The organism is Kitasatospora sp. NPDC093102, assembly GCF_040683915.1.
Taxonomy (GTDB): domain Bacteria; phylum Actinomycetota; class Actinomycetes; order Streptomycetales; family Streptomycetaceae; genus Kitasatospora.
Window position 1 is genome coordinate 13,110 of the sequence record NZ_JBFBFA010000042.1, and the last position, 15,960, is coordinate 29,069.

Sequence of the window (15,960 nt, forward strand, 5' to 3'; positions counted from 1 at the left end):
CGCACCCCGGCCGCCGCCCTGCGCGCCGTCCCCTGGCGCCATGACCTGCCCGCCTCGCTGGTGGTGTTCCTGGTCGCCCTCCCGCTCTGCGTCGGGGTGGCCGTCGCCTCCGGCGTCCCGGCCGAACTCGGGCTGGTCACCGGGATCGTCGGCGGCCTGGTGGCCGGCCTGCTGCCCGGCAGCAGCCTCCAGGTCAGCGGACCCGCCGCCGGGCTGACCGTCCTGGTCGCCGACGCCGTGCAGCGCTTCGGTGTCGGCGCGCTCGGCCTGCTGGTGCTCGGCACCGGCCTGCTCCAGCTGGCGATGGGCGCCCTGCGGCTCGGTCGCTGGTTCCGGGCGATGTCCGCCTCGGTGGTGCACGGCATGCTGGCCGGCATCGGACTGACCCTGGTGTTCGGCCAGCTCTACGCGCTCGCCGACCGCCGCGCCCCCGCCACCGGGCCGGAGAAGATCGCCGGACTGCCCGAACTGCTGGGCGACGTGCTGACCGCCGAGGCCGACCGGAGCGCGGTCGCCCTCGGCCTCGGCACCCTGCTGGTCCTGGTCGGCTGGAAGTACCTGCCGGAGCGCGCCGCCCGCGCCGTCCCCGCTCCGCTGGCCGCCGTCGGCCTGGCCGCCGCCGTCACCGCGGCCGCGGACCTGCCGGTGGCCCGGATCCGGGTGGCCGGGCTGCTCGACGTGGTCCACCTGCCCGACCGCGACTCGCTGACCGCCCTGGCCGGCACCGCCGGGCTCGGCACGGTCGTCGCCTTCACCCTGATCGCCTCCGCCGAGACGCTGTTCAGCGCCGCCGCCGTCGACCGGATGCACCACGGCCCGCGCACCGACTACGACCGCGAGCTCACCGCCCAGGGCGTCGGCAACGCCGTCTGCGGACTGCTCGGCGCGCTGCCGATGACCGCGGTGATCGTGCGCAGCGCGACCAACGTCCAGGCCGGCGCGCGCACCAAGGCCTCGCGGGTGCTGCACGGCGGCTGGCTGCTGCTGTTCACCGCGCTGCTGCCCGGCGTGCTCGGGCTCGTCCCGATCACCGCGCTGGCCGCCGTGCTGGTGCACGCCGGCGCCAAACTGGTGCCGGTGCGCCGGATCGTCGCCCTCTGCCGCGGACACCTGGGCGAGGCGCTGGTGCTGGCCGTGACGGCGGTCGCGATCATCGCCACCGACCTGTTCGACGGGGTGCTGATCGGCGTCGGTCTGGCGGTGGCCAAGTCGGCCTGGCAGACCTCGCAGCTCCAGATCGCGGTGGAGGAGCAGGTGCAGCCGACCGGTCAGCCACTGCACCGGGTGCGGCTGACCGGCAACGCCACCTTCCTGCGGCTGCCCCGGCTGCTGGACGCCCTGGAACGGCTGCCGGGGGACCGGCCGGTGGAACTGGACTGGTCCGGGCTGCGCCACCTGGACCACGCCTGCACGGTGGCCCTGGTCTCCTGGGCCGACCAGCACCGGGCCCGGTCCACGGCGCCGCTGGCGGTCGAACCGCCGCTGCCGAGCGTGGCCTGACGTCTAGCCTGGTCGTGGCCCGGGGCAGCCCCGGGCCACGACCGTGCCGTCGACCACAAGGAGCGTAGAGCCGTGATCGCAGCCTTTTCGGTGACCCCGCTGGGGATCGGCGAGGACGTGGGGGAAGCGGTGGCCGCCGCCGTCCGGGTGGTGCGGGCGAGTGGTCTGCCCAACCGCACGGACGCGATGTTCACCAGCATCGAGGGGGAGTGGGACGAGGTGATGCCGGTGATCAAGGCGGCGATCGAGGCGGTGAAGGTGCACAGCAACCGGGTGAGCACGGTCATCAAGATCGACGACCGGGCCGGGGTCACCGACGGCCTCACCGCCAAGGTCGCCTCGGTCGAGCGCCACCTGGCCGCGGACGGTCCGTCAGGCCGTTGACGTCGGCCGAACCGCCGGCTCGGCCGTGGCCAGGGGCCGGCGGGCGAACAGGCGGTCCAGGGCGTACGGGCCGGAGCCGAGCGCCGCGATGGCCAGGAAGGCCCAGCAGAACATCACCGAGGGCTCGCCCCCGTTCTGCAGGGGCAGCAGCGCGTGCTCCTGATGGACGGTGAAGTAGGCGTAGGCCATCGAACCGGAGCACAGCAGGGCGGCCGCCCTGGTGCCGGCGCCGAGCAGCACCAGGGCGCCGCCGACCAGCTGGATCAGCGCGGCCCACCAGCCGGGCCACTGGCCGAGCGGGACGGTGCCGCCGCCCTTGGCGCCGCCGAGCACGCCGAACAGCGAGGCGGCGCCGTGGCAGGCGAAGAGCAGACCGACGACGATCCGGAACGCCGTCAGCACGACGGGCCTGACGGCTTCGGCGCTCTGTCGGGGGTGGTTGGGGCGGTGTGCGGGCATGCGGAACGCCTCCTGTGGGGGGAAGGAGGTGGACGGGAGCGGTAAGGGTAGCCATGGTCTAGTCCACTTGGCAATGCTCCGTCAGATGTCAGGTCTGGACCATTGATCGCCCTTTCTTGACCGACCGATCCAGAAAGGGCTACCGTTCCCGCCATGGCGCGAACGAAGGAATTCGACCCGGACGCGGCGTTGCAGGCAGCCCTGGAGCTGTTCTGGCAGCGCGGCTACGAGGCCACCTCGATGGCCGACCTGGTCGAGCGGCTCGGCATCGCCCGGGCCAGCATCTACGCGACCTTCGGCAGCAAGCGCGAGCTGTACCTGCGGGCGCTGGAGCGCTACTGCGAGCAGAGCGACTCGGCGCGGCTGCTCGATCTCTCCCGGCCCGGCCCGGCGCTGCCGGCGGTCCGGATGCTGGTCCGTCAGTACGCCGCCACGGGCGAGCGGGAGCGCCTGCGCGGTTGCTTCGTCACCAACGCGGCGGTGGAGCTGGCCCCGCACGACCCGGACGCGTCCCGTCGGGTGGAGGCGAGCCTCGACCGCCTGGAGACGCTGCTCACCGCCACCCTGGTGCGGGCCGCCGTGCAGGGCGAGCTGCCCGCCGGGCGGGACCCGCGGTCGCTCGCCCGGATGCTGGTGGTGCTGCTCCAGGGCATCCGGGTGGTGGGCAAGACCGCCGACGGCGCGACCCGGGCGCGGGACGCCGCCGAGCAGGCGCTGGCACTGCTGGACTGACGCCCGGTCGGCTCGGACCGGCGCCTTCTGTTGGGTCCATTCTGGATCGAACGGTCTTTATAGGGGGAGGGTTTTACATGGCCGTCATCACTACCCGCCGGTACGGCTTCGCGCTGCTCGGCGTCGTCCAGGCGGCGCTGATCTTCACGATCACGATCCTGACCGTGCCGCTGCCCCTGGTGGCACGGGAGTTCGCTCTCGGCCCGTCCGGGGTGCTGCTGCTCAGCGCCGCCTACGGGCTCTCCTTCAGCTCCTTGCTGCTGTTCGGCGGGCGGTTGACGGACCGTCGCGGCGGGCGCCCGGTGCTCCGGGCGGGCCTGGTGCTGCTGGCCGCAGCCTCTCTCGCCTGCGCCCTCGCGCCCGGCTACCCCGTCCTGCTGGCGAGCCGCTTCGTCCAGGGTGTCGGCGCCGCCCTCACCGCCCCGGCGGCCGTCGCGGTGGTCCGGGTGCTGTACCCCGAACCCGCCGCCTACCGTCGGGCGATGGCCACCTGGGGCGGACTGTCGGTGCTCGGCGCCACCGCCGGCAGCGTGGTCTCGGGCGCGGTCGCCGCCGCGGTCTCCTGGCGCTGGCTGTTCACGGTGCCCGTGCTGGTCGCCCTGGTCGGCCTGGCCCGTTCCGCCGCCCTGCCCGCCGCCGCCGCCGTCGGCCGCCGTCCAGGGCGAGGACCCGCTCTGGACCTTCGCGGCGCCGCGCTCGCCACCGCCGGTATCTGCGCGACGAGTTACGCCCTGGTGGCATCCGCCGAGCACGGCTGGCGCAGCCCCGGGACGTACGGCCCGCTGGCCGCCGGGCTCGCCCTGCTGCTCGCCTTCGCCGCCGCCGAACGCCGCACCGCAGACCCGCTGCTGCCGCCCGGCTTCCTCGCCGACCGGCGCCGCGCCACCGCGCTCGTTGCCGTCATGGCCACCGCCGCCGGCACCGCGCTCACCTTCGTCCTGCTCTCGCTCTACCTCCAGCAGCTGCGCGGCTGGAGCGCCGCGGCCACCTCCGCCGCCTTCCTGCCGTACGCGGCCGCCCTGCTGCTCTCCGGCCGGCTGGCCGGCCCGCTGACGGTCCGGTACGGGCCGGTGGCGGTCACCGCCGGCGGCCTCGCCGTGGCGGCCGCCGGACTCGGCCTGCTGTCCGGGCTCGCCCCCGGCAGCGGGTACACCCCCGGCCTGCTGCCCGGACTGCTCCTGCTGCCCACCGGCGCCGCCGCGGCCTTCGCCGGTGCGGCCGTGCTCGCCACCGGCGGGGTGCCACCCGAGCGCACCGGGCTGGCCGCAGGAGTGTTCAACACCGCCATGGAACTCGGCCCCACGGCCGGCCTGGCCGCCCTGATGGCGCTCGCCGCCACCCGCCCGAGCACCGTCGGCGGCTACGCCGCGGCCTTCGCGGCAGCCGCCGCCGGGCTGGCGCTCACCGCCGTCGCGGTCGCCGCCCTGCCCCGGACCGTCACCCCAACCGCACCCGAACGCACCATCCGAATCAAGGAGTTCACCTGATGAGCACGCGTTTCGCCGACAAGTCCGTCCTGGTCACCGGCGCCGGCAGCGGCATCGGCCGGGCCATCGCGCTCGCCTTCGCCCGCGAGGGCGCCAGGGTCGCGGTCGCCGGGCGCGGCGCCGGCCCGCTCGCCGGGACCGTCGAGCTGATCGAGCAGGGCGGCGGCAAGGCGGTCGCGCTGACCGGCGACGTGACGAACGCCCAGGACGCGGCCCGACTGGTCCGGGAGACCGTCGAGCGGTTCGGCGCCCTGGACGTCGCCGTCAACAATGCCGGAGTGTTCGGCGCCGCCGGCCCGGTCGCCGAGATCGACGAGGCCGAGTGGCAGCGGGTGATCGGCGTCAACGTCACCGGCACCCTGCTCGCCATGCAGCAGCAGATCGCCCACATGCGGGCCCACGGCGGCGGCGCGATCGTCAACGTCTCGGCCAACCTCGGTGCCCACAAGCGGATCGCGGGCGTCGGCGCCTATGCCGCCAGCAAGGCCGCGGTCACCGTGCTGACCCGCGCCGCCGCCCTCGACCACATCGCCGAGGGCGTGCGGATCAACACCGTCAGCCCCGGCGCGGTGGACACCCCGATGTCCTCCCGGCCGGGCGAGGACGCCGAGGCGAAGGCCGAGCGGATGAAGGCCGAGGTCCCGGTCGGCCGGTCCGGCGCGACGGAGGAGGTGGCCGCCGCGGTGCTGTACCTGGCCTCGCCGGAGGCGGGCTACACCGTCGGCAGCGACCTCGTGCTGGACGGCGGCTCCTCCGCCTGACCGCTGGCGGGTCTACCCGCCCAACCACGGCCCGGGCACCGCCTCGTAGAGCGCCTCCAGCGCCTCCGGGGTGCGTGCCCGGGCCGCCACCCAGACGTCCTCCGCCGCCCCGACCAGCACGTCCGGCGCCTGGTACCAGCGGAAGTTGCGGCCGAGCGCGGGCAACTCCCGGAAACAGCCCGGGAGCTCCTCGTCGGATTCCAGGAAGTCGCTCAGCTCGTGGTCCTCCAGCAGTTTCTCCATCAGTGCCATCGCTGCGGCCGCCGTCGAGAAGCGCTCCTCCCAGGGCTCCCACCGTTCCTGTGACTTGTCCGCCAGGTCCGGCCGCATCACCGTCGGCGGGTCCTCCCGGTCGAGCTCCTCCAGCGGCACGCCCCAGTGCGCGCAGCCCTGGTTCTCCGCCCGGTACACCAGCGCGCCGTCCAGCACGTGCAGCTCGTCCGGCGTCAGCAGCACGTCGTGACTGCTGGTCAGGTCCGCCCGGCGGCCGAACAGCCGGTACGCCTCGCGCAGCGCCACCGGCAGCCGCAGGCCCAGCCGGCGCTCGGCGGCGTCCAGCTCCGCGTCCGTGAAGCCGTCACCGGGCACCAGGGGCTCGCCCCAGTACGCGGCGAAGCCCCTGACGAGCGCCCAGGCACCCGCGCGGGAGCGCACACTTTCGGCCATTGCGGCCGGGATGTCGAATTCCGTTTCGTCCACCAGCGCACCGTACGCCACCCCTCCGACAGCGCGGTGAACCGCCCAACTGCCCGTCCGCCGCCCGTCCAAAGCCCCTCCGCGCACGACCGGCCGGATCTGACGCGAACGCGTAATCCCGGCGACACCCGTTGATCACCACGGGGTTTCCGCGCCGTCGTTCGGGCAAGACACGGTTTCGGCCGGAACCGACATCACGAAAGGCGGACGCGCGAAAGATGCCGACCGCACCGCACACCGGGCCCCTTCAGGGCCGCCCACGACCACATCGGCGAGGGCGCTGGGGCGAACACGGGCTCGCCTGGGCCTTCCTGTTGCCCTCCCTGGTGGTCTTCGTCCTCTTCATCGGCTACCCGCTGTGGCGGACGATCTACCTGAGCGGACACGCCAACGACCTCTTCGGCGCGCCCTCCCGCTACGTGGGGACGAAGCACTACACCGACCTGTTCGCCTCGGCCGACTTCAGCCGCACCCTGCTGACCACGGCGCTGTTCACGCTGCTCACCGTGGTGCCCGGGGTGCTCGGCGCGCTGGTGCTGGTGCTGCTCCTGGAGAACCGGATCCGGGGCGTGCGACTGCTGCGCTCGGCCTTCGCGCTGCCCTTCGCGTTCTCGGTGGCCAGCGCCTCGGTGGTCTTCGCGGTGTTCTTCAACCCCGCCAGCGGGGTGCTCAACGGCCTGCTCTCGCACGTCGGCCTCGGCCCGATCGGCTGGCTGACCGACTCCCGGTACGCGCTGGTCTCGGTGGCCGTCACCACGGTGTGGATGAACCTCGGCTACAACGTGCTGGTGCTCTCCGCGGGCATCGGCTCGATCCCGGGGGAGGTCCTCGAGGCGGCCCGCATCGACGGCGCCTCCGGCCTGCGGCTGGCCCGCTCGATCACCATCCCGATGCTCGGCCCGAACCTGTTCTTCCTGACCGTGGTCTCCACCGTCCACGCGCTCCAGAGCTTCGGCCAGATCCACATCCTCACCAAGGGCGGGCCGGACGGTTCCACCCGGACCCTCGTCTACTCCGTCTACGAGAAGGCCTTCGCGTACGGCTCCAGCGACTTCGGCACCGCGAGCGCCCAGGCCGTGGTGCTGCTCGTGGTCGTCCTCGCCTGTACGGCCGTCCAGTTCGGCGTCCTGGAGCGGAAGGTGCACTACGCATGACCACACTGACCACCGAGGCGGGGACGGAGGCCGGGGCGCCCCGCCCGCGCGCCCGTGCCCGCGCCCTCGCCGGGCGCTCCCCGCGCGACCTGCTCGGCCGCGCCGCCGTCTACCTGCTGCTCGCCGTCGCCGTCGTCACCGTGGCCTTCCCGGTCTACTACGCGATCGCCGGCGCCTTCATGGGCCCGTCCGAGCTCTCCTCCTACCCGCCGGCCCTGGTGCCGCACTCGGTCACCGGACGGAACTTCGCCGGCGCCGTGGACTCCATTCCGCTGGCCCGTCAGTACGCCAACTCGGCGATCGTGGCGACCGTCATCACCTTCGCCCAGCTGTTCACCTCCGTCCTCGCCGCGTACGCCTTCGTCTTCCTGCCGATGAAGGCGCGGGCCGTGGTGTTCGGGGTGTTCCTGGCCACGCTGATGGTCCCGTGGGAGGCCATCATCATCCCCAACTACCTGACGCTGTCCGACTGGGGGCTCGGCAACACCTACTTCGGCCTGGTGCTGCCCTTCCTGGCCTCCGGCTTCGGCACCTTCATGCTGCGCCAGGCCTTCCGCCAGCTGCCCGGTGAACTGCGCGACGCCGCCCGGATCGACGGGGCCGGCCACTGGCGCTTCCTGTGGCGGATCGTCGTCCCGCTCAACAAGCCGGCCCTCGCGGCGCTGTCGATCTACGTCTTCCTGTCGGCCTGGAACCAGTACTTCTGGCCGCTGATCATCACCCGCACGGCGAACATGCAGACCCTCCAGATCGGTCTGACCTCGCTGCGCGACTCCGAAATGGCCGACCCCGGGCTGATCCTGGCCGGTGTCGTGCTCTCCCTGCTGCCCACCCTCGCCCTGGTGGTCTTCGGCCAGCGCTTCATCGTCCGCGGCCTCACCGCGGGTGCGGTCCGCTGACCCGTGTCCCGTCCACGTCCGTCGCTTTCCCGGATAGAGAGAGAACCCTCGTGAAGAAGAGTGCGCGCGCGCTCGCGGCCCTGCTGGTGGCCGGCCTGTCCCTGACCGCCTGCAGCTCCAACGGCTCCGGTTCCGGCTCCGGCGGCTCCTCCGACGCCGGCGCACCCGGCGCCCAGGCGCTCGACCAGGCCTCCGGTGTCACCACCGTCGAGTTCTGGCACTCGATGACCGGCAAGAACGCCGACGTGCTGAACGGGCTGGTCAGCCAGTTCAACGCCGCCCACCAGGGCAAGATCGAGGTCAAGGCGCAGTTCCAGGGCAAGTACGACGAACTGGTCACCAAGTACAAGGCCGCGGTGCAGCAGAAGGGCACCCCCGCCCTGGCGCAGGTCTACGACATCGGCACCCGGTTCATGATCGACTCCAAGCAGACCGTCCCGGCCCAGGCCTTCGCCGACAAGGACGGCTACGCGCTGGACGACCTGGACGCCAACATCCGCAACTACTACTCGGTCGGCGGCAAGCTCCAGTCGATGCCGTTCAACTCCTCGATGCCGCTGCTCTACCTGAACACCGACGCCTTCAAGGAGGCCGGCCTCGACCCGGCGCAGGCGCCCAAGGACCTCAACGAGCTGGGCGAGCTGGCCAAGAAGCTGACCAAGAAGGACGCCGACGGCAAGACCGTCCGGTACGGCTTCGGCGCCGCCATCTACGGCTGGTTCGTCGAGCAGCTGCTGGCCGAGTCCGGCTCCATGTACTGCGACAACGACAACGGCCGCAGCAACAAGGCGGGCAAGGCCGTCTTCGACTCCGCCCAGGGTGCCCAGATCGTCCAGTGGTGGGCCGACCTGGTCAAGGGCGGCTACGCGGCCAACACCGGGCGCACCACCGACGACGCCCAGGCCGCGTTCAAGGCCGGTACGGTCGCGATGCACCTGGAGTCCACCGGTGTGCTGCGCGGCTACACCGAGGCGGCGAAGTTCGGCGTCGGCACCGCGGCCTTCCCGAAGGTGACCGCCGCCGACCAGGGCGGCCCGGTGATCGGCGGTGCCTCGCTGTGGATCAGCGGCCCCGGCCACTCGGACGCCGAGAAGCGTGCCGCCTGGGAGTTCGAGAAGTTCGTCTCCGCCCCCGAGCAGCAGGCCGTCTGGCACACCGGCACCGGCTACTTCCCGGTCAACAAGAAGTCCCTGGACGACCCCAAGGACAAGGAGTGGGTGGCCAAGTACCCGCAGTTCCAGACCGCGATCGACCAGCTGAAGGCCACCAAGCCGACCCCGGCCACGGCCGGCTGCCTGCTCGGCGTGATGCCGCAGGCCCGCAAGGGCGTGGAGACCGCGATCGAGCAGACCATCGCGGGCACGAAGCCGGCCCAGCAGGCCCTGGCCGACGCGGCGAAGGAGCTCCAGCCGGCGATCGAGAGCTACAACAGCTCGGTCGGCTGAGCCGCGCCGCCGAGCGGCACCACGACGACGGCCCGCCCCGCGCACCGAGCGCAGGGCGGGCCGCCGCCGTCGAGGGAGGTCCTGTCCCGCGTGGCTCCCGCCCGGCGCGGCGATGCCCACCGCGCCCGGCACGACGCCGCCGGCAGCGCCGGGCGGGGGCCCTAGGCGGAGAGCGCCTCGCCGTTGTCCGAGGGCGCGCAGGCGGCCGCCAGTTCGTCCAGTGACAGGTCGAGCGCGAAAGCCAGCGCCGCGATGGTGAAGAAGGACGGCGTGGGCGCCCGGCCCGTCTCGATCTTCCGCAGCGTCTCCGCCGAGACGCCGGCCACCGCCGCCACCTCGACCATGCTGCGCTCGCCGCGCGCCTCGCGCAGCAGCGCCCCGAAGCGCTCGCCGCGCTCGCGCTCCCACGGGGTCAGCGGAGTCCTCACCATGCCGATGAGTCTAGGCCCTGTCGCCGCCGGGCGGTCCACACCCGCGACCGTGATACAAATACCGGTATAAGAATTGGATCCAGGGGAGAGATGCACCATGGTCGAACTCAAGACGGACGCCGGGCTGGCCGCGATGCGCGAGGCCGGGCGGGTGGTGGCGGACGCGCTGGCGGCCGTCCGGGAGCAGGCGGCGGTCGGGGTGAGCCTGCTGGAACTGGACGAGGTGGCGCGGGGGGTGCTCAAGGCGGCCGGGGCCGCCTCGCCGTTCCTCGGCTACCGCCCGTCCTTCGCGCCCGTCCCGTTCCCGGCGGTCATCTGCGCGTCGGTGAACGACGCCGTGGTGCACGGCATCCCGAACGGCTACCGGCTGCGCGACGGTGACCTGGTGAGCATCGACTGCGGTGCCGTCCTGGACGGCTGGGCCGGGGACTCGGCGGTCAGCTTCACCGTCGGCGCCGCCCGCCCCGAGGACACCGCCCTGATCGAGACCACCCGGCGCGCCCTGGAGGCGGGCATCGCCGCCGCCGTGGTCGGCAACCGGATCGGGGACATCGCCCACGCCATCGGCACCGTCGCCCGCTCCGGCCGGTACGGCATGCTGGACGGCTTCGGCGGGCACGGCATCGGCCGCCGGATGCACGAGGACCCCCACGTGCCCAACGAGGGCCGCCCGGGCCGGGGTTACCCGCTGCGCCCGGGCCTGGTGCTGGCGATCGAGCCGATGCTGCTGGCCGGCGGCCGTGACGACCACCGCACCGATCCGGACGGCTGGACCCTGCGCACCACCGACGGCAGTCGGGCGGCCCACGTCGAACACACCGTCGCCGTCACCGAGGACGGCCCGCGCATCCTCACCCTGCCCTGATCCGGACAGCCGGCCACGAGTGACGGGGGCGCGGTTAGGCTGTCGGTCGTGATCAAAGGCGTGATGTTCGACTTCTCCGGCACCCTCTTCAGGGTCGTCTCCACCGCGGAGTGGCTGGCGGCCCACGTCGCCGCCACCGGCCTCGATCTGCCCGTCCGGGAGGAGGCCGAACTGGTGGCCCGGCTGGAGGAGTTCGGTGCCCTGCCCGGCGGCGCGGCGCCGCGCCGCATCCCGCCGGAGGTCCAGCAGGCCTGGGACACCCGGGACTTGACCCCCGAGCTGCACCGCACCGCGTACACCGCGCTGACCCGGGCCGCCGAGCCGCCCGCCGGCCTCGACGTGGACGCCCTCTACGACACCCACATCGCGCCCGCGAGCTGGCGGCCGTACCCGGACGCCCTCCCCGTGCTGCGCGAGCTGCGCCGACGGGGCGTGCCGGTCGCGGTGGTGAGCAACGTCGGCTGGGACCTGCGTCCGATCTTCCGCGTGCACGGTCTGGGCGAGCTGGTGGACGTCTACGTGCTGTCCTGCGAGGTGGGCGCCCAGAAGCCCGATCCGGTGATCTTCGAGACAGCCTGCGAGCGGCTCGGCCTCGCCCCGGCCGACGTCCTGATGGTCGGCGACGACCGCACCTGCGACGGCGGCGCGACCGCGCTCGGCTGCGGCTTCCACCCCGTTGACCACCTGCCCGTCGACCAGCGCCCGAACGCCCTCATGCCGCTCCTGGAGACCCTGTCCGGGTGAGCCGGGAGGCCGCCCGTGGACCCGCGCGAGCCGCTGCGCGCCCCGGCCACCGACCCGGGCCTGCTCGGCCTCTGAGCGAACCGGCTCCCCACCCCCACCCTCCGAGGCCGGAGGGTGGGGCCGGAAGCGGTCCCGGCCCCGTCCCGGCACCCGGGGGATTTCCCCACCCTCGGCCGGCCCGCTGTCCGGACGGGCCCAAGTGCCCATCCGCAGCAGACTCTTGGGCATGTCGAAGCCCACCCGTGCCATCATCGCCGCGGTCACCGCGGCCGCCGCCCTCGCCGTCACCGCGCTGAGCGCCCTGCCCGCCGGTGCGGCCGACACCGCGCCGCCCGGGCGGGACGGCCTCGCCTGGACCGCTTTCGGCGCCCTCTGCAACGACGTCCGGTGGCCCGGCGACCCGGCCGGCTACGCCGAGGCCGCTGCCGCCGACCGCGCCGCCCGTCCACTCACCGCCGGCATGCCGGTGAACGTGATGCCCTGCGGCTTCTGGCCGTTCGCGCCCGCCGAGCCGCCGGTGCGGATCACCGGCCACGGCCCGGACAACGTGCTGCTCACCCAGAACCTGCGCGACCCTGCGACTCCGTACTCCGGCGCGCTCGAGCTGCGTGCGGCGTTCGGGGACCGGGCCCGGATGGTGACGGTGGACTCGGGCGGCCACGACGTGTACCGGGCCAACGGGAACGCCTGCGGCGACGAGGTGGTGACGGACTACCTGATCACCGGTCGCCGTCCGGCCCGGGACGTCTTCTGCCCGGCCCGCTGAGCCGGCGGGGAGGTGTGCGGGCGGGGCAACGGGCCGTGGACGAACGGCCCTTGCCCTGCCGTGCACGCCCGTCCGGCCCTCGGGAATGAGTCGAATCCGTCGCGATTTTGTGACAATCCTTCGCCAACACCCGTCCCCCACGGCCTGTTCGCGGCCGTAATGTTCGATCTATGTCACCGAAGAGCCGCATACCCGCTGCCTCGGACCCGGGCGACACCTGGGTGCCGCGCTCGAGGCGCCGCGAGACCCCGATCGGCATGCTGGGCCACGCGGCCACCTTCCTCGGCGCCAGCGTGCTGGGCGGTGTACTGCTGGCGGGCCTGATCCTCCCGGCGGCCGGGGCGGTCGGACTCGGGGCGAAGAACGGCGCCGAGGGCTTCGAGAGCATCCCCGACGACTTCAGGACCCCGCCGCTGAGCCAGGCGACGCAGATCTTCGACGCCAAGGGCGGCCTGATCGCCAAGGTGTACGAGCGCGACCGCACCGTCATACCCGCCGACCAGATGTCCCCGCTGATCCGCACGGCCCAGGTCGACATCGAGGACGCCCGCTTCTACGAGCACGGCGCCGTCGACCTCAAGGGCATCCTCCGCGCGATCACCAAGAACGCGGAGAGCGGGGCCGCCGTCCAGGGCGCCTCCACCCTGACCCAGCAGTACGTGAAGAACGTCAACGTGGAGAAGGCCGGGGACGACCAGGACGCGGTGCGCGAGGCGCAGCGCAAGACCCTCGGCCGCAAGATCCAGGAACTCCGGTACGCCATCAAGCTGGAGGAGGACCTGACCAAGGAGCAGATCCTCACCAACTACCTCAACATCACCTTCTACGGCCACCAGGCGTACGGCATCCAGGCCGCCTCCCAGCGCTACTTCAGCAAGGACGCCAAGGACCTCAACCTGCCCGAGGCGGCGATGCTCGCCGGGCTGGTGCAGAATCCGTCCCAGTACGACCCGAAGCTGCACCCGGTGGCCGCCCAGAAGCGCCGCGACACCGTCATCGACAAGATGGTGGAGAACAAGCACATCACCGCGGAGCAGGCCAGGGAGGCGAAGGCCGCCCCGCTCGGCCTCAACTACAAGGACCCGCGGAACGGCTGCATCACCGCCCAGGCCGGGATGGGGTTCTTCTGCGACTACGTGCGGCACGTGGTCAAGCAGGACCCGGCGTTCGGCAAGAACTCGGCCGAGCGCAAGAAACTGTGGGACACCGGCGGTCTGAACATCTACACCACGCTGGACCCGGACAAGCAGGCCGCCGCCCAGAACGCGGTCTCCACCAAGGTGTACGTCACCGACCCGGTCTCGGCCGCGATGACGATGGTCGAGCCCGGCAGCGGCAAGATCCTGGCGATGGCGCAGACCCGCCCGTACGGCCTGGCCAAGGAGAAGAACGAGACCGTCGTCAACTACAACGTGGACGCGGTGATGGGCGGCGGCATCGGCTTCCAGCCCGGCTCCAACTTCAAACCGATCGTGGCCGCCGCCGCCCTGGAGGCCGGTCTGTCGCCCACCCAGCGGTACGACTCGCCCAACCGGATGGACTGGCCGACGATGAAGACCTGCGACGGCACCTGGAAGAACCTCAGCAAGGGCAAGAAGGAGGGGAGCATCCCCAACGAGAGCCCGACCGAGGTCGGCCCGTACGAGCTCAAGCAGGCCATGGCGCTCTCCGTGAACACCTACTTCGTGCAGATGGAGCAGGAGATCGGCCTCTGCGCGGTCAAGCAGATGGCCAACAAGCTGGGCGTGGAGGGCAAGGCGAGCGGCGATCCGCTCCAGGAGCTGCCCGCGCTCGGCCTCGGCACCCAGGAGGTCAGCCCGCTGACCATGGCCAACGTGTACGCGACCTTCGCCGCCCGGGGCACGTACTGCGCTCCGCTGGCGATCAACCGGATCACCACCGTGGACGGCACCGACGTCCCGGTGCCCCCGGCCCGGTGCACCCCGGCGATGTCCGAGGACACCGCCGACGTGATCAACAGCGTGCTGCTCGGGGTGACCGAGAAGGGCGGCACCGCGCGGGACCTCGGCCTGGACGACCGCCGCCAGATCGCCGGCAAGACCGGGACGACGGACGAGAAGAAGTCGGCCTGGTTCACCGGCTACACCGGCAACCTGGCGGGCTCGGTCTGGCTGGGCAGTCCCGGCACCAAGGTGCCGATGCGCAACATCCGGATCGGCGGCAAGTACCAGCCCGAGGTCTTCGGCGCCACCGGCCCCGGCCCGATCTGGCAGCAGGCGATGAGCGACGCGGTGCGGGACATGCCGGAGAAGGACTTCACCACCGTCTACATCCCGGACCCGGTGCGGCGGGACGCCAACTGCACCACCTCCAGCGGCTCGCCGGGCCCGGTCACCTGCACCGGCGCCCCCGCCACCGGGGGCCCGGGCAACGGCGGCAGGCCGCGCGGCGTCAACCCGGCCCCCGGCCGCACCGGAGCCTCCGTCCCGCCCGGCACCACCGACCCCGAGGACCACTGACCGCCCGGCCCCGCACGAGTGCGGCCACTCGTGCGGGGCCGTGGCCCGTCGGCGGACAGCCGTCCTGTTGACCCGGTTCGGCGCCGGTCCGGTCGTGCGTCCGAGCTGCGTCAGGTCGCCGGGGCGGTGTCGGCGGGTGCGGTGTCCTGGAGCGGCGAAGGGTCCAGGAGCGTCCGGGCCGGGCGCACGGCGCCGACCGGTTCGCCGTGTCCGAGGACGGGGACGGTGGCCAGTTCGGCGAGGGTGTCGTCGGTGTCCACCGGCACGCCGAGCCGCCGTAGTGCGGCGGCCATGACCACGGTACGGGCGCGGGTGGAGCCGTCCGCGATCTTGAGCGCGACGGAGGAGCCGTCGGGGAGCGCCAGGGCGTAGACCCCCTCCGCGCCGTCCTTGGCGACCGAGCCGGGAAGTGCACGCATCAGGCGGGTCACGTCCCGACCGGTCCCGCCGACGTACTCGGCGTGCCGGTTCATCGCCTGGGCGACCCGCCGTTCCGGGGATCCGGCAGGGCCCGTCGCCAGTGCGGCGAAGGCCCGGGCCAAGCCGCGGTAGCCGATGGCGAACAGCGGCGCTCCGCAGCCGTCCACACCGGTCGCGGCGACCTTCTCGTCGGCCAGGTCCTCGACGGTCTCGCGCAGGGCTCGCTGCAGGGGATGGCGGGGGTCGAGGTAGGTGGCCGTGTCCCAGCCGTTGGCGACGCAGGTGGCGAGCATCGCGGCGTGCTTGCCCGAGCAGTTCATCGTCAACGGAGTGGGACCGCCGCCGGCCGCCAGGTGGTCCCGCAGCGCGGTCTCCCCGATGGGCAGCGCGGCCGTGCACCGCAGTGCGCGGGTGTCGAGGCCGGCACCTTCGAGGACCGCGCGTACGCCGTCGAGGTGGAAGGCTTCGCCGGAGTGGCTGGCGCAGGCCAGGGCCAGCAGTTCGCCGTCCAGGTCGAGTCCGGCACGCAGCATGCCGAGGGCCTGGAGCGGCTTGTTGGACGACCGGGGGTACAGCGGGCGGTCGGTCTCGCCGACGCTCAGCACGGTCCGCCCGTCCGGTCCGGCTGCCAGGACCGTCCCGTGGTGCACCGACTCCAGGAAGTCACCTCGCCACACCTCTGCCACCATCGCGTGCACAGCGCATTCCCCTCTCCTCGGCCCCACGGCCGACAGGAC

At 73.0% G+C, this 15,960-nt stretch carries 15 protein-coding genes and 1 pseudogene; 12 read left to right on the top strand and 4 right to left on the bottom strand.

What is annotated here, in order from left to right; genetic code table 11:
• Nucleotides 1–18: 18 nt before the first annotated feature.
• Both AB0O11_RS32305 and AB0O11_RS32310 read left to right on the top strand, forming a co-directional pair.
• A complete protein-coding gene (locus AB0O11_RS32305) occupies nucleotides 19–1,500 on the top strand; it encodes a SulP family inorganic anion transporter (protein WP_363394241.1) in 1,482 nt (493 codons plus the stop codon).
• Between the two features lie 72 nt (nucleotides 1,501–1,572).
• The gene (locus AB0O11_RS32310; protein ID WP_363394118.1) at nucleotides 1,573–1,884 is read left to right on the top strand and encodes an MTH1187 family thiamine-binding protein; all 312 of its coding nucleotides are present in this window, start codon (nucleotides 1,573–1,575) and stop codon (nucleotides 1,882–1,884) included.
• On the opposite strand, the gene AB0O11_RS32315 is transcribed toward AB0O11_RS32310, so the two are convergent.
• The gene (locus tag AB0O11_RS32315; RefSeq protein ID WP_363394120.1) at nucleotides 1,873–2,343 is read right to left on the bottom strand and encodes a DoxX family protein; all 471 of its coding nucleotides are present in this window, start codon (nucleotides 2,341–2,343) and stop codon (nucleotides 1,873–1,875) included. The two genes, AB0O11_RS32310 and AB0O11_RS32315, sit on opposite strands and share 12 nt — an antisense overlap.
• Before the next feature lie 153 nt (nucleotides 2,344–2,496).
• On the opposite strand from AB0O11_RS32315, the gene AB0O11_RS32320 reads away from it, so the two are divergent.
• The 3 genes from AB0O11_RS32320 (at nucleotide 2,497) to AB0O11_RS32330 (ending at nucleotide 5,323) form a co-directional block, all read left to right on the top strand.
• A complete protein-coding gene (locus AB0O11_RS32320) occupies nucleotides 2,497–3,075 on the top strand; it encodes a helix-turn-helix domain-containing protein (protein WP_363394123.1) in 579 nt (192 codons plus the stop codon).
• Nucleotides 3,076–3,152: 77 nt separating this feature from the next.
• Nucleotides 3,153–4,562: an MFS transporter gene (locus tag AB0O11_RS32325; protein WP_363394126.1), complete on the top strand. Its 1,410-nt coding sequence runs from the start codon at nucleotides 3,153–3,155 to the stop codon at nucleotides 4,560–4,562.
• Entirely contained in the window at nucleotides 4,562–5,323 is a 762-nt protein-coding gene (locus AB0O11_RS32330) for a glucose 1-dehydrogenase (protein WP_363394128.1), read from the top strand. The genes AB0O11_RS32325 and AB0O11_RS32330 overlap by 1 nt, the downstream gene beginning before the upstream one ends.
• Before the next feature lie 12 nt (nucleotides 5,324–5,335).
• Here AB0O11_RS32330 and AB0O11_RS32335 read toward each other — a convergent pair whose 3' ends face one another.
• Nucleotides 5,336–6,022 carry an SMI1/KNR4 family protein gene (locus AB0O11_RS32335; protein WP_363394131.1) on the bottom strand — a complete coding sequence of 229 codons (687 nt, stop codon included), beginning with the start codon at nucleotides 6,020–6,022 and terminating at the stop codon, nucleotides 5,336–5,338.
• 311 nt (nucleotides 6,023–6,333) lie between these two features.
• On the opposite strand from AB0O11_RS32335, the gene AB0O11_RS32340 reads away from it, so the two are divergent.
• From AB0O11_RS32340 to AB0O11_RS32350, 3 genes are read left to right on the top strand one after another with little or no spacing between them, the layout of a single operon-like run.
• The gene (locus AB0O11_RS32340) at nucleotides 6,334–7,173 is read left to right on the top strand and encodes a sugar ABC transporter permease (RefSeq protein ID WP_363394134.1); all 840 of its coding nucleotides are present in this window, start codon (nucleotides 6,334–6,336) and stop codon (nucleotides 7,171–7,173) included.
• Entirely contained in the window at nucleotides 7,170–8,072 is a 903-nt protein-coding gene (locus tag AB0O11_RS32345) for a carbohydrate ABC transporter permease (protein WP_363394137.1), read from the top strand. Before AB0O11_RS32340 ends, AB0O11_RS32345 begins: the two co-directional genes overlap by 4 nt.
• Before the next feature lie 50 nt (nucleotides 8,073–8,122).
• On the top strand, nucleotides 8,123–9,517 hold the full coding sequence (locus AB0O11_RS32350) for an ABC transporter substrate-binding protein (RefSeq protein WP_363394139.1): 1,395 nt from the start codon (nucleotides 8,123–8,125) through the stop codon (nucleotides 9,515–9,517).
• A gap of 161 nt (nucleotides 9,518–9,678) precedes the next feature.
• Here the strand turns inward: AB0O11_RS32350 and AB0O11_RS32355 are convergent, their stop codons facing one another.
• A complete protein-coding gene (locus AB0O11_RS32355) occupies nucleotides 9,679–9,948 on the bottom strand; it encodes a helix-turn-helix transcriptional regulator (protein ID WP_363394142.1) in 270 nt (89 codons plus the stop codon).
• Between the two features lie 97 nt (nucleotides 9,949–10,045).
• On the opposite strand from AB0O11_RS32355, the gene map reads away from it, so the two are divergent.
• From map to AB0O11_RS32375, 4 genes and pseudogenes are all read left to right on the top strand, one after another.
• Complete coding sequence (gene map / locus AB0O11_RS32360; RefSeq protein WP_363394145.1) at nucleotides 10,046–10,813, top strand: type I methionyl aminopeptidase; 768 nt, start codon at nucleotides 10,046–10,048, stop codon at nucleotides 10,811–10,813.
• Between the two features lie 48 nt (nucleotides 10,814–10,861).
• Complete coding sequence (locus tag AB0O11_RS32365; protein WP_363394147.1) at nucleotides 10,862–11,557, top strand: HAD-IA family hydrolase; 696 nt, start codon at nucleotides 10,862–10,864, stop codon at nucleotides 11,555–11,557.
• A 364-nt stretch (nucleotides 11,558–11,921) separates the two neighbouring features.
• Nucleotides 11,922–12,323 (top strand): annotated as a pseudogene (locus AB0O11_RS32370) (alpha/beta hydrolase); the annotation flags it as partial.
• 170 nt (nucleotides 12,324–12,493) lie between these two features.
• A complete protein-coding gene (locus tag AB0O11_RS32375; RefSeq protein ID WP_363394149.1) occupies nucleotides 12,494–14,803 on the top strand; it encodes a transglycosylase domain-containing protein in 2,310 nt (769 codons plus the stop codon).
• A gap of 110 nt (nucleotides 14,804–14,913) precedes the next feature.
• Here AB0O11_RS32375 and AB0O11_RS32380 read toward each other — a convergent pair whose 3' ends face one another.
• Nucleotides 14,914–15,912 (bottom strand): asparaginase, encoded by a 999-nt coding sequence (locus tag AB0O11_RS32380; RefSeq protein ID WP_363394243.1) that lies wholly within the window; start codon nucleotides 15,910–15,912, stop codon nucleotides 14,914–14,916.
• Between the last annotated feature and the right edge of the window lie 48 nt (nucleotides 15,913–15,960).